Origin of the sequence: Streptomyces sp. NPDC021019 (assembly GCF_044333295.1) — a bacterium.
GTDB lineage: Bacteria > Actinomycetota > Actinomycetes > Streptomycetales > Streptomycetaceae > Streptomyces.
Genome location: NZ_JBIRQR010000006.1, coordinates 449834 through 462478 on the forward strand (window position 1 = coordinate 449834; position 12645 = coordinate 462478).

The following is a 12645-nucleotide window of genomic DNA, read 5'->3' on the forward strand; positions in this document are numbered from 1 at the left end:
TGTACGTGACCAGTCGTCACCGCCCCGACACCGCTCATAGCACGCCCTTGCGCCATTCCCGTACCAGCAGATAGCCGAGGTACGCGCCGCCGATCGCCATCGTGTAGATCCCGACCGGCAGGTCGTCGAAGAGCGCCAGCTGCTGGGAGCAGAGGTCCGCCAGCACCAGCAGCAGGCCACCGGTGAGCGCGGAGAGCAGCAGGTGCGGGCCGGAGCCGCGGGTGAGGCGTCTGGCGATCTGGGGCGCGGTCAGGGCGATGAAGGCGATGGGGCCCGAGACGCTGACCGCGGCGGCCGAGAGGGCGATGGCCAGGACCACGGCGAGGGTCTTGGCCTTCTTCGGCTCGGAGCCGAGTCCCTCGGCGATGTCGTCGCCCATCTCACCGATATCCAGCCGCCGGGAGATCAGCGCGGTCAGCGGGACCGCGGCGAGCAGGACCAGCCAGATGGTGGTGGCGTCGGTCCAGGAGCGAGCGGTCAGGCTGCCGTTGACATAGGCGGTGAGGACGGAGGCCTTGTCGCGTTCCAGGGCGTAGACGACGTACTGGGTGACGGCCGCGCCCATCGCGGCGACGCCGATCCCGGCGATGACGAGCCGGGCGGGGTTACGGAAGCCGGTGCCGGTGGAGACGTACACGAGGGCCATCGCGAGGACCGCGCCGAGGAGCGCCCCGATGGCGACCGGGACCGTGTCGGGGAACATCAGGGCGCAGATCGCGGCGCCCGCGCCGGCCCCGGCGGAGAGCCCGATGACGTCCGGGCTGCCGAGCGGGTTGCGGGTGACGGACTGGAACAGGGCGCCGGAGAGGCCGAGTGCCGCGCCGACCCCGATGGCGACGGTGAGACGGGGGCCGCGCAGCCGGTTGAAGACGAACCGGTCCTTGCCCTCGGCGTCGCCGACGAGCGCGGCGGGCAGGTCGGCGAGGTCGATGCCGAGGCGCCCCCAGGCCAGCGTCGTGACGGCGGCCGCGAGGAGGAGGACGAAGAGCCCGGAACCCGCGAACACGGAGGCCCGGCGCATGGGTATCGCCACGGTGCGGCCGACGACCAGATAGCCGCGGGGGGCCCGGGGGGCCCTGCGTGCGGCGGCGGTCTGTCCGGTGACGGTCATGAGGTGCTCCGCATCCTGCGTACGGCGATGAGCAGCGCGGGTGCGCCGATGAAGGCGGTGACGACCCCGACCATGAGTTCGGTGGGGCGCATGACGACCCGGCCCACCACGTCCGCGAGGAGCAGGAGGGTGGGGCCGAGCAGGGCGGAGAGGAGGATTTGGGCGCGGAAGTCGACGCCGACCAGGGCCCGTACGACGTGCGGGACGGCGAGGCCGACGAAGGCGATCGGGCCGACGGCGGCGGTCGCGGCGGCGCTGAGCAGCGTGGCCGCGAGCAGTCCGCCGCCCCGGGTGCGCCCGGGGTGCGAGCCGAGGGCGATGGCGGTGGCATCGCCGAGGGCCAGGGCGTTGAGGCCGGGGCCGAGGGCGAGGGCGAGCAGGAAACCGACGGCGGCGAAGGGCAGGACGGACCAGAAGACCTCGAAGTCCCTGCCGCCGAGCGCTCCCACGACCCAATAGCGGTAGCTGTCGAAGACCTGCGGTTTGCTGAGGGTCACCGCCTGGATGAACGCCATGAGCACGGCGGTGAGCACGGCTCCGGCGAGCACCAGGCGCACCACGCTCGTCCCCGTACCGGCGGAGCCGATCACATGGACGAGGACACCGGCGACCAGCGCTCCGGGCAGCGCCCACCACATGGTGTCGGTGGCGCCGGAGGCCCCGAGCCAGGCGGTCGCGGCCACGATGCTCGCGGAGGCGCCGGCGTTGATGCCGAGGAGGCCCGGTTCGGCCAGCGGGTTGCGCGAGACACCCTGCATGAGGGTGCCCGCGACCGCGAGGCAGAGTCCGGCGAGGACGCCGAGGACGGTGCGCGGATAGCGGCTCTCGATGATGACGGTGATGTTGGGGTCGGCGGCGCCTCCGAGGACGTCGACGACGTCACCGAGCGAGGTGCTGCGACTGCCGAACATGACGCTGGCGAAGAGCGCGAGGGCCAGCGCGGCCAGGCCGAGGAGCAGGAGGAACACCGGCCGAGCGGCGCCGGTACGGGAGGTACCGGCGCCGCTCGGCGGTGCGACCGTGGTGGTTGCCATGGGAGTGGAGTGTGCCTTGTGGGCTCGGCGGTCCGGATACCGGTCCGCCTTGGGGCTCGGCGGTTCGGATCCCGGTCCGGGATTACTTGCCGGCGGTCTTGACGGCCTTGTCGATGATCGGCAGGTAGCGCTCGATCGTCCAGGGCACGGTCAGCGGGTTGATGATCGAGGAGGCGGTGACGAAGGAGTTGTCGTCGCTCGCGACGACGGCGCCCTTCTTGATCGCGGGGATCGCGCCGTACAGCTTCTGGCCCTCGATCTCCTTGCGGTTCTTCTCGTCCGTGTAGAACGTGAAGACGAGGTCGCTGTCCTTGAGCTTCTCGGCGTTCTCCAGGCCGATCAGGGCCGAGTCGGTGCCGGGGGTCTCCTTGAAGCCGTTGACGACCGGGTCGACCTTCAGGCCGAGCGAGGAGACCATCTTGACGCGCTGCTCCTCGGGCTTGAAGACGCCGAGGGTGCCGGGGCCGGAGTTGTAGATGTAGGAGAAGGTGACGTCCTTGTAGTTCGGCCGGGTGGCCGCGGCGTCGGCGAGCTGCTTCTCGATCTTCGTCTTGAGACCGTTCGTGTCCTCGGTCCGGCCGAGCGCCTTGCCGATGATGTCGATCTGCTGGTCCCAGTCGGTGCTCCACGCCTGCTCGGGGTAGGCGACCGTGGGAGCGATGTCCTTGAGGACGTCGTACTGCTTCTGCGTGATGCCCGACCAGGGGGCGAGGATGACGTCCGGCTCCAGCTCGGTGATCGCCTCGAAGTCGATCTCCTCGCCGCCCGTGAACTGCTTGGGCAGCTTGTCGCCGGACTTCTTGACCGCCTCGTTGATCCACGGGAGGTAGCCGGACTTGTCGCTGCCCCAGGGGTAGCTCTCGATGCCGACCGGGGTCTGGCCGAGGGCTATCGCGGTCTCGGCCGAGCCCTGGCCGAGGGTGACGATGCGCTCGGGCTTCTCCTCGATCTTCGCCGTGCCGAGCGAGCTCTTGATCGAGACGGGGAAGGCCCCGCCGCCCTTCGCCGAGTCCTTCGACCCGTCCTTGTCGCCGTCGCCGTCCGAGGAGCAGCCCACGAGGGCGACGGCGAGGGCGACGGTGGTGGCCGTCGCGGCGAGGGTGTGGCGGCGCACGCGGGTGAAGCCGAGCATGGAGGGTCCTCAGGTTGGCCGAGCAAGTGAAGGTTAGGCAAGCCTAAGCCAGAGAGGTCGACGCCTCAACCGGCCCCCTCCGCGCGACTGGAGCGCAGGGGCCCCAGCGGGACCTCCGGGCCTCACGTCCCTTCTCGGCGCGTTCCCTCCGAGGAAGGGTGGATCCGTGGACTGGCCCCGGGGGAAGGGGTGTTGGCCATCGGGACCGCCGACAGGCCCCCTCCGCCCGCACGGCGTGACGCGCTCCACCCGGGTGCTGATCGTTATGGGCCCCGGGGACGGACAGGCCACGATCAGTGTCCGTGCTCGGCGGATTCCTCGTTCTCCGGCACGGATTCCCCGGCCGCCGCTCCCCCGGCGTGCACGGTGAAGGCGGCCGTACGGACCTTCCCGTCGTGCTGGAAGTCGAGGAAGAGGCGGTAGGCCCCCTCGCTCGGGGCGGTCGCGGTGAAGGAGACTTCCGGCCCCGGCTTCGTCCGCCCGTCGCCCGGTTCGCCGTTCGGGTGCACATGGAGGTAGGCCAGGTCTCCGGCGCGCAGCGCGACGAGGTGGCCGTACGCGCCGAGGTAGGGCTGGAGGTCGGTGACCGGCTTGCCGTCCTTCTCGACCTCCAGCTTCAGCTCGCTGCCCGCACCGGGGCGCAGCGCCCCGTCGAGCGTCACCTCGTACCCGTCGACGGTCACCGTCCGTTGCGCCTCCGGCAGCGCCTCGGGACGCGCGTCGCCCGATACGGCGAGGTCCGCGCCCAGGGTGACACCCTCGGCGTTCTTCACGTCCGGGGTGAAGTCGGCGAAGACCCGGTAGCCGCCGGCCTCGGGGAGCTCGACGGGGGTGGACCAGGTGCCGTCGGCGGCCCGCTCGGGGTGCAGGTGCCGGTAGGTGGTGAGGTCGCTCGATGCCACGATCAGGTGCAGTTCTTTGTCGTGCTCGCGGCGGAACGCCGTCACCTTGCGGGAGGAGTCCTCGTCCACGACGGCGAAGCGCAGCTCGGCGGGCTCGCCCGCCTCCACGCGCGGGGTGTCGAGATCGAGGGTGTAGCCCCCTTGGGAGATCTGCAGGCCGCCGGGAAGCTCCGGGGCCTCACCCACGCTCGTCTCCGCCGCCCCCTTCTCCGCGGCCTCCTTCGCGCCGTGGCCGCCCTGGTGGGACGGCGTCTTCTCGGCGACAGCGGGATCCATGGCCCCGCCCACGGCGTACGCCGACCCGAAGGTCGCCGCGAGCGCTGCGGCGAAGGCCGTGATCTTGAGACCGGTCTGCATGGCCCACTCCCTCGTCAAGGTCGCCGGGTCGCGACCACTCACCACCCAAGATACCCCCCAGGGGTATCAAGTCAAACTGACGGGTGACCTTGTGGCGAGGGCAGGGGACAGGAAGAATCCCGCTCACCGGCTGGACCGAAGCGGATGGGAACGGGATTCCATGGGGGCATTCGTCGTACTGACGGCAGGACTGGGCGGGGCGGCCGTGTGGTGCGCGGTGGTGCTGGTCCGGCGCGGGCGCCGCGGGCCCACCGAGAACGCGGACGGGTTGCTGATCGAGCAGGCGGCACGGCTGCGGGCACAGCAGATGAAAACCGACGGGCGCGCCTTCCGCGCCCACCCCCACGGGGAGCGCGGCTCAGGACCACGGCGTCACTGACCCTCGGGACCCATGGCCGCCAGGGCGCGCAGCAAGGTGTCCGTCTGCTCGTCCATCGGGAAGAAGGACTCCACCGCGAGTTCCGAGAGGGTCACGTCCGCGGGGGCGCCGAAGGTGGCGATGGTGCTGAAGAACGCCATGTCGCCGAGCGGCGTGCGGATGCGCAACGGGACGACGATGCCCGTCGGGTCCACCGGCCCGGGGTCGGCGTCGAGGTCCGGCGGGGCCGGGTAGGCGGACACCTCCTCGTACAGCTCCCGCAGATCGCGGTGACCGGTGGCGTCGGCCTGGTGCCGCAGCCGGCCGAGTGCGTGGGCGCGGACCTGGGCGAAGTTGAGGCACTGGGAGGCGAGGCCCTCCGGGTGGAGGATCAGCCGCATCACATTGCCGCCGGACTCCGTCAGGTGCGGCGGCACAGTGCCGAGCAGGAGGGACATCGCGTCGTTGCGGTCGACGATGTTCCAGATCCGGTCGATCGCCGCGGCCGGGTACGGCTCGTGGCCGGCCAGCATCGCCCTGACCGCGGAGCGGACCATGGTCATCCGCTCGCTGTCGAGCGGCGACTCCCGGTACGCGGGAGCGTAACCGGCTGCCAGCAGCAGGCCGTTGCGGTCCCGCAGCGGAACGTCGAGGTGCTCGGCGAGCCGGAGGACCATCTCCCGGCTCGGCCGGGCACGGCCGGTCTCCACGCAGGAGAGGTGCCGGGTGGAGGAGTCCGCCAGCAGCGCCAGGTCGAGCTGGCTGAGCTTGCGGCGGCGGCGCCACTCCCGGAGCAACAGGCCCACCCGGGGCGGCTCTTCGGTTTCCATGACCTCACCGTATCCGTGGTCCGCCGTCCACGCCTCCATGACCTGGGAGGTCATGGAGTGTGAGCCCCTGCGCGTGGCACGGTGTCACCGAACCCACCGGCCGAAGGAGATCCGAGATGACGTACGCCCTCACCCCGCCCGCGACGGTGGCTCCCGCAGGGGACGCCGCCCGGTTCTTCCGTCTGGTGCTGCGCGTCGACAGCGTGAGCACGGCCGTGATGGGCGTCGTGCTGGTCGCGGCCGCCGTGCCGCTCGGCTCCGCGACCGGGATGCCGGTGGCCTTCGCCGTGGCGTTCGGGATCTTCCAGATCGGCGGGGCGGCCGTCCTCGCACTGATCGCCGGCTATCCGGTGATCCCGCTCGCCCTGGCCAGGACCGTCGTCGTCGTGAACGCCCTGTGCGCGGTCGGCTGTGTGGTGACGGCCTTCTCCGACTTCGTGCCGCTCAACGGTTTCGGGGTGGTGTTCCTGCTGATCGGCGCCGTGATCGTGGCGGTCTACGCCGCGCTCCAGTACACGGGGCTGCGGCGGATGACGGCGGCGTCCTCGTCACGGTAGTGCCACGCACCGCCGGGGGGACGGCCAGCTCGATGACCTCCACCAAGGCCCGGCGTGGCGTCACGCGGGCCTTCCCTGCCGTCCCTAGCCTGGCCGGAGGGGTACCCGACGGCGGACAGGCGCACCTCATGGCACCACGCACCCACTGGCTTTTCGGGGACCAGCTCGGCCCCCACTTCCTGGACCCCCGCCACGGCGGACCGGACGCACACGCCCCCCTCCTGATGATCGAGGCCCGATCCGTGCTGCGCCGACGCCGCTTCCACCGGGCCAAGGCCCACCTCGTCCTCTCCGCGATGCGGCACCGGGCGGCCGAACTGGGCGACCGCGTCCGTTACGTCCGGTCCGAGACGTACGCGGACGGGCTGGCGGAGGCGGGGGGCGGCGGACGCGGGAGCCGCCTGACGGTCTGCCACCCGACCTCCCGCGCCGCGCTGGACTTCGTGACCGCCCGGCCCGGGATCGACGTCCTCGCGGCCCGGGGCTTCCTGCTGCCGCACACGGAGTTCGGGGCGTGGGCGAACGAGCACACGGGCGACCGCCTGCGGATGGAGGGCTTCTACCGGTGGGTCCGCCGGCGCCACGAGCTGCTCATGGACGGCGACGAGCCCGCCGGGGGAACGTGGAACCTCGACCACGACAACCGCGAGCCGCCGCCGCGAGGTTGTCCGACCCTGGAAGAGCCCGCTCCGTACAGCCCGGCCGAGGACGAGATCGATGACGAGGTACGCCACGACCTCGACCGCTGGGAACGGGACGGGGAGGTCTCGTTCGTCGGCCGCGACGGCCCCCGCCGCTTCCCCGTCACCCGCCGGGAGGCGCTGGCCGCGCTCCGGCGCTTCGTCTCGCACCGCCTCGGCGACTTCGGACGCTACGAGGACGCGATGCTCGCGGGCGACCCCGTGATGAGCCACAGTCTGTTGTCGGCCCCCCTCAACCTGGGGCTTCTGAATCCTGCCGAATGCGTCGAGCGTGCCGAGAAGGCCTGGCGCGCGGGCGAGGCCCCGCTCAACAGCGTCGAGGGTTTCGTGCGCCAGATCGCCGGCTGGCGGGAGTACGTGTGGCAGCTCTACTGGCACTTCGGCGAGGACTACCGGGGCCGCAACGCACTCCGCCACACCGCCCCGCTGCCCGACTGGTTCCTCGACCTGGACGCGGAGGCGGTCACCGCGAACTGTCTGTCCACCGTGCTGGCCCAGGTCCGGGACACCGGCTGGACCCATCACATCCCGCGCCTGATGGTGCTGGGCAGCCGCGCTCTGCAGGACGGGTGGGACCCGGCTGCCGTGACCGACTGGTTCCACCGCTGCTTCGTGGACGGCTACGACTGGGTGATGCTCCCCAACGTGGTCGGCATGTCGCAGTACGCGGACGGCGGCCGGATGACGACCAAGCCGTACACCTCCGGCGGCGCCTACATCAACAGGATGAGCGACCTGTGCGCCCCCTGCGCCTACCGCCCCACCGACCGGACCGGCGAACACGCCTGCCCGTACACGGCGGGCTACTGGGCCTTCCTGCACCGCCACCGGACCACCCTGAGCGCCAACCACCGCATGGCGAGGGCGGTCAGGGGCCTGGACCGGCTGAAGGACCTCGACGAGCTTCTGGAGGAGACCTCGGATCGGGGGGACCGGGCACCTTGAGAAGTGCGGGAACGGCCCCGGAGCGCGGCTCTCGGACCGTGAGCGCGCCCCGCGAGCCGCGTCCGGCATCGCCGCTTGTCACCTGGTTCGCCGCTCGTTGCCGCCACCCCGATGACGCCGATGGCCCTCGCTGAACGTGTCAGCGAGGGCCATCTCGTACAAGATCGGGATCAGGCGCTCAGCTCGCCGTTCCGGACAGCAGACACGAACGACGACCAGCCGTCAGCCGCGAACGTCAGCGCAGGGCCAGACGGATTCTTGCTGTCACGCACCGGGACCACAACCGTGAAGCCGTCCGCCACCTCGACGCACGCGCCCCCGTCCTGATTGCTGTAGCTGCTCTTGCGCCAGGTCACGGTGGTCAGGACGATGGATCGCACGGCAATTCCTCCAACACGCGCAGAACGAAATTTCGCGACTCGGCCGGAGAACGCGCCAGGTCACGCGTCGCATCGTACGCACGTTGGACACGCTCCACCGCGACGTTCTCCTCGATGAGATCGCCTCCATAGCCATGTTCCGTGTAAGCCACCGTACGAGCATCCGGCAGCCGAAGGAACCAGACGTCCGTGCTCGACAGGCCGTGCAACCCGGCTTCCTGCGGTAGGACTTGAAGCGTCACGTTCGGCCTTTCTGCCATCTCCACCAGGTGCTCAAGCTGCTTCCGCCACTCGCCGACATCCCGCAGCGCCGTCCGCAGTGTCGCCTCCGAGAGGATCGTCCGGAACTGCGGCGCACCCTCCCCTTCCAACAAGCTCCGCCGCCCCATCCTCGCGTCCACCTGCTGCATCAGCTCCGCACCGTGCAGCCCACCCGACGCCAACAACTCCCGCGCGTACCCCTGCGTCTGCAACACCCCCGGCAGCACGCTCACCGCGAAGTGCCACATGCTCACGGCCTCGGCCTCCAGCGCCATGTACCGCCGGTAGCGCTCCTTGAACTGGGTCTTGTCACTGACCGCCAACTCCCACAGCGCCAGCAGCAGCCCAGGCGTCCCGTAGTGCGTGTCCAGCGCCTGGACGACCTCCGGGCCGCCGACCGTCTCGCCCTTCTCCATCTTGCCGAACAGCGACCAGTCCCAGCCCAGCCGGTTGCCCAGTTGCCGCAGGCTGTGGCCGCGCGCCGTGCGCAGGAGGCGTAACTCCTCCGCGAACCGTGCTCATGGTTCCCTGCTGCGGCCCGTGACCGCTCGCCTCGTCGGCATCGCGCCCTCCGTGAAACGTGGAACGTGTGGAACTTGCGGATCCGCCCGGGGAAGCTCCCCCGGCTTCGGCAGGACTCCGCCCCTGACCAGGACATTCTCGTAACGAGTCCCTCACGCACGGTAGTTCACGACCTGCGGCCGGGGCACAGGTTCCGCGCGACAACCAGCCGAAAGAAGAGGCCCCCACATGTCCTCCAAGCCGCCCCTCCCCCACCGGACGCCCCAGCACAACTCCGCCACCACCGCCCACGTCCCGGTCCCGCCCAGCGGACTCCCTGGCGCGGCCAAGGTCCAAGAAGCCCTGGACGCCCGCGACGCCCTTGCCACCGCCCTGTCCCGGGTCGGTATCCAGCTTCCCGCGATGGACGTCCGCACCCCGTGGGCCGATGCCCTCCTCGAAGACGGCACGCCCTCCCCGTACGGTGGCGGCGAGAACACCGACGACCCCGCGCAGCCGGCGACGGAGCGGTCCGGTGAGGTCCGCTACGCCCTCGTCCACCTCGGCGTGTGCTCCGCGCCCGTGGCTCACGCACTCGCGACGGCGATCACCAACGGGCTGGCCCGGTGACCGAGGACGGTGTCCCCGGGATCGGGGTGGCCGTCCACGACAGCGGGAGCGGCCGGGTCGGGCTGGTGACGGGCCGGAGCAACCCGTACGTGCTGCTCCGGCCTCTCGGCGGGGGCCGGGCGTGGGAAGCCGATCCAGCCCACCTACGACTGCTCAGCCGGGCCGAGTTCCTGAGCGCGCAGCTCGCCGAGGTGAACGCCCGCAGTCGGCACCCGCACCCCTTCTGACCTCGGCAGCCGCCGCCGGCGCCACGTCAGCGGACCGAAAGGGCACACCCTCACTCCCCCGCGAAGTCCTCCGGCGCGGACCGGGCGAGGTCGGCGAGGGTCGCGAGGGAACGGGCGAGGGTTTCCCGGGTGGGGGACGCCAGGCCGAGGCGGACCGCCTGCGGGCCCCGGGGGCGGCCCGCGGTAAACGCCGCGGCCGGGGTCACCGCGATGCCGTGCCGCGCCGCGGCGGCGACGAAGGTGTCGGCGCGCCAGGGGCTGGGCAGCTCCCACCAGCGGTAGTACGAGGAGGGGTCGCTGCGGGTGCGGAAGTCGCCGAGGTGCCGGTGGGCGATCTCCTGACGGGCCCCCGCCTCGCGCCGCTTGGCCCGTACGAGGATGTCGACGGCGCCGTCCGTCTGCCAGCGCGCCATCGCCTCCAGGGGGAACCGCATGGGTGTCCAGCCGCCGGAGCGCAGGGCCCCCGCGACCCTGCCCGCCGTCGCGGCGGGGGCCACGGCGAATCCGAGGGACAGCCCCGGGGACAGGCGTTTGGAGAGGCTGTCGACGAGGACGGTCCGCTCGGGGGCCCGCGCGGCGAGGGGCGCCACGTCGTCCCGGAGGAAGGCCCAGACGGCGTCCTCGATCGCATGGATCCCCGAGGTCAGCAGCACGTCCGCCAGGTGGTCGAGCCGCCGCTCCGGCATGGTGAGGGAGAGCGGGTTGTGGAGGACCGGCTGTACGTAGACGGCGTGCAGCGGATCCGCGCGGTGCGCCTCCTCCACCGCCTCCGGGATCAGCCCGTCCCCGTCCATGGCCAGGGGCACGAGGGTGACGCCGAGCCGGGCGGCGATGGCCTTCAGCACCGGATAGGTGAACTCCTCGACGCCCAGCCGGGCGCCCGGCCGGGTCAGCGCGGCGACGGCGGCGGAGACGGCCTGGCGGCCGTTGCCCGCGAACAGGATCCGCTCCGGGTCGGGCCGCCACCGCCCGCGCGCGAGGAGATCGGCGGCGGCCTCGCGGGCGGCGGGCGTACCGGCGGGCCCGACCGGGCGGAGGAACGACTCCAGGCGGTCGGCGCGCACCAGCTTCTCCAGGCCGGCGGCGAGCAGCCCGGCCTGTTCGGGGACGACGGGGTGGTTGAGCTCCAGGTCGACCCGGCTCTCGGCGGGCTCGGAGAGGGCCGGGGCGGGGACGGGAGCGCCGGGTGTCTCCGTGACGAACGTGCCGCGTCCGACCTGGCCGACGGTGAGGCCCCGGCGGGCCAGCTCCTGGTAGACGCGGGCGGCGGTGGAGTCGGCGATGGCATGGAGCCGGGCGAACTCCCGCTGCGGAGGCAGTCGTTCCCCACCCTTGAGCCGCCCCGCCACGATCTCCTCCGCCACCTCGTCGGCGACGGACCGGAAGTCCTTCACGGGCTTCGCCTCCCTGGGGAGCGTTCGGCATCGAATCCCTGGCGAGCGGTAGTCAAGCATGGCATTGCACCGAGTGCAATGGCACCTATTGAACCGAGCAGAACGGCGACCCTAGACTCCGATTGCACCGGTCGCGGGGGGCCGGTGCACAGGGCGCCGGACCCGACCGGCGCCCCACGAACAGAGCGGCGGGCGACCATGGTTGAGCTGAGCGGGGTGCTGGGGGTCGCGATGGTCGCCCTGGGCATGGTGCTCACCCCGGGCCCCAACATGATCTATCTCGTCTCCCGGAGCATCACGCAGGGGCGACGCGCGGGGGTGGTCTCCCTGAGCGGTGTGGCCGTGGGCTTCCTGGTCTACCTTCTGGCCACGAATCTCGGTCTTTCGGTGGTCTTCCTCGCGGTGCCCGAGCTGTACGTGGCCGTGAAGCTGGCCGGCGCCGCCTACCTGGCCTATCTGGCCTGGAACGCCCTGAGGCCCGGGGGCGTGTCCGTCTTCGCCCCCGAGGAGCTGCCGCACGACTCCCCGCGCAAGCTGTTCACCATGGGCCTGATGACGAATCTGCTCAACCCGAAGATCGCCATCATGTACCTCTCCCTCATCCCGCAGTTCATCAGCCTGGAGGCGGGAAACGTCCTGCTCCAGGGCTTTCTGCTGGGCTCCGTCCAGATCGTGGTGGCCCTCACCGTCAATCTGGGCATCGTCCTGGCGGCGGGAGCCATCGCCGTCTTCCTTGCCCGCCGCCCGTCCTGGCTCCGCGTCCAGCGCTACCTCATGGGCGCGGCGTTGGGCCTACTCGCTGTCTCGGTGGCGACGGACACCTCGGCACCGGCCCGAGCATGATCAGACCATGATGAGCAGGCGCGTATCGGCCTTGAGCTTCCTGTTCACCGAACGGCTCTGCACATAGACCTCCAACTTGGGGTTGTTGCCGGCTGAAGTTCCCCTGTGATCTTGGACACTCGTTCGTTATGCCGCGAGGGCGTGTTGGTGCCGCTGTCTGGTTTCGGCCGGTGTGAGGTAGCCGAAGATCTTGTGCTTGCGCAGGCGGCGGCGGTTGTAGAAGGTCTCGATGAAGGAAAAGACCTCGGCGCGGGCGGTGGTCCGGTCGGGCCAGGTACGGGTGCCGATCTCTTCCTTAAGCAGGGCCCAGAAGCTTGCCGCGGCAGCGTTGTCGTAACACGATCCGGTGCGTCCGCAGCTCTGCCGCAGCCCCAACACCCGTGTGTTATCGCGGAATTGCGCCGATGTGTACTCGCTGCCGCGATCGCTGTGGATCACGCATCCGGGCTCCAGGCCGCCTCGGCCGTAGGCCATGTCGAGGG

General features: G+C 71.2%; 14 protein-coding genes and 1 pseudogene. 6 read left to right on the top strand and 9 right to left on the bottom strand.

Annotated elements, in window-relative coordinates:
* Positions 1 to 34: 34 nt before the first annotated feature.
* From ACH4RG_RS29095 to ACH4RG_RS29110, 4 genes are all read right to left on the bottom strand, one after another.
* Positions 35 to 1111 carry a FecCD family ABC transporter permease gene (locus ACH4RG_RS29095; RefSeq protein ID WP_397921834.1) on the bottom strand — a complete coding sequence of 359 codons (1077 nt, stop codon included), beginning with the start codon at positions 1109 to 1111 and terminating at the stop codon, positions 35 to 37.
* A complete protein-coding gene (locus ACH4RG_RS29100) occupies positions 1108 to 2145 on the bottom strand; it encodes a FecCD family ABC transporter permease (protein ID WP_397921831.1) in 1038 nt (345 codons plus the stop codon). Before ACH4RG_RS29100 ends, ACH4RG_RS29095 begins: the two co-directional genes overlap by 4 nt.
* 82 nt (positions 2146 to 2227) lie before the next feature.
* Complete coding sequence (locus ACH4RG_RS29105; protein ID WP_397921828.1) at positions 2228 to 3277, bottom strand: iron-siderophore ABC transporter substrate-binding protein; 1050 nt, start codon at positions 3275 to 3277, stop codon at positions 2228 to 2230.
* A 293-nt stretch (positions 3278 to 3570) separates the two neighbouring features.
* Positions 3571 to 4536: a hypothetical protein gene (locus ACH4RG_RS29110; protein ID WP_397921825.1), complete on the bottom strand. Its 966-nt coding sequence runs from the start codon at positions 4534 to 4536 to the stop codon at positions 3571 to 3573.
* A 160-nt stretch (positions 4537 to 4696) separates the two neighbouring features.
* Here ACH4RG_RS29110 and ACH4RG_RS29115 point away from each other — a divergent pair, with 160 nt between their 5' ends.
* Positions 4697 to 4915, top strand: coding sequence for a hypothetical protein (locus ACH4RG_RS29115; RefSeq protein WP_397921822.1), 219 nt, complete (start codon positions 4697 to 4699; stop codon positions 4913 to 4915).
* On the opposite strand, the gene ACH4RG_RS29120 is transcribed toward ACH4RG_RS29115, so the two are convergent.
* Complete coding sequence (locus tag ACH4RG_RS29120) at positions 4909 to 5724, bottom strand: helix-turn-helix transcriptional regulator (RefSeq protein ID WP_397921820.1); 816 nt, start codon at positions 5722 to 5724, stop codon at positions 4909 to 4911. The genes ACH4RG_RS29115 and ACH4RG_RS29120 overlap by 7 nt on opposite strands.
* Positions 5725 to 5840: 116 nt before the next feature.
* Between ACH4RG_RS29120 and ACH4RG_RS29125 the strand changes: the two genes are divergently transcribed.
* Together ACH4RG_RS29125 and ACH4RG_RS29130 are read left to right on the top strand one after the other, a co-directional pair.
* The gene (locus tag ACH4RG_RS29125; protein ID WP_397921817.1) at positions 5841 to 6281 is read left to right on the top strand and encodes a hypothetical protein; all 441 of its coding nucleotides are present in this window, start codon (positions 5841 to 5843) and stop codon (positions 6279 to 6281) included.
* Between the two features lie 128 nt (positions 6282 to 6409).
* Positions 6410 to 7927 (top strand): cryptochrome/photolyase family protein, encoded by a 1518-nt coding sequence (locus ACH4RG_RS29130; RefSeq protein ID WP_398162867.1) that lies wholly within the window; start codon positions 6410 to 6412, stop codon positions 7925 to 7927.
* A gap of 170 nt (positions 7928 to 8097) precedes the next feature.
* Here ACH4RG_RS29130 and ACH4RG_RS29135 read toward each other — a convergent pair whose 3' ends face one another.
* Positions 8098 to 8307 carry a DUF397 domain-containing protein gene (locus tag ACH4RG_RS29135; protein WP_397921812.1) on the bottom strand — a complete coding sequence of 70 codons (210 nt, stop codon included), beginning with the start codon at positions 8305 to 8307 and terminating at the stop codon, positions 8098 to 8100.
* A pseudogene (locus ACH4RG_RS29140) lies at positions 8289 to 9131 on the bottom strand (helix-turn-helix domain-containing protein). The gene ACH4RG_RS29135 and the pseudogene ACH4RG_RS29140 overlap by 19 nt, the downstream one beginning before the upstream one ends.
* Positions 9132 to 9318: 187 nt before the next feature.
* Between ACH4RG_RS29140 and ACH4RG_RS29145 the strand changes: the two are divergent.
* Positions 9319 to 9699 (top strand): hypothetical protein, encoded by a 381-nt coding sequence (locus ACH4RG_RS29145; protein WP_397921807.1) that lies wholly within the window; start codon positions 9319 to 9321, stop codon positions 9697 to 9699.
* Positions 9696 to 9926, top strand: coding sequence for a hypothetical protein (locus ACH4RG_RS29150; protein WP_018957022.1), 231 nt, complete (start codon positions 9696 to 9698; stop codon positions 9924 to 9926). The genes ACH4RG_RS29145 and ACH4RG_RS29150 overlap by 4 nt, the downstream gene beginning before the upstream one ends.
* 50 nt (positions 9927 to 9976) lie before the next feature.
* Here the strand turns inward: ACH4RG_RS29150 and ACH4RG_RS29155 are convergent, their stop codons facing one another.
* Positions 9977 to 11320, bottom strand: coding sequence for a PLP-dependent aminotransferase family protein (locus ACH4RG_RS29155; RefSeq protein ID WP_397921805.1), 1344 nt, complete (start codon positions 11318 to 11320; stop codon positions 9977 to 9979).
* Positions 11321 to 11518: 198 nt separating this feature from the next.
* Here ACH4RG_RS29155 and ACH4RG_RS29160 point away from each other — a divergent pair, with 198 nt between their 5' ends.
* Positions 11519 to 12163: a LysE family translocator gene (locus ACH4RG_RS29160; protein ID WP_397921802.1), complete on the top strand. Its 645-nt coding sequence runs from the start codon at positions 11519 to 11521 to the stop codon at positions 12161 to 12163.
* A 126-nt stretch (positions 12164 to 12289) separates the two neighbouring features.
* On the opposite strand, the gene ACH4RG_RS29165 is transcribed toward ACH4RG_RS29160, so the two are convergent.
* Positions 12290 to 12645 (bottom strand): transposase (locus tag ACH4RG_RS29165; RefSeq protein ID WP_398540488.1); only part of this gene is annotated, 356 nt, incomplete at its 5' end.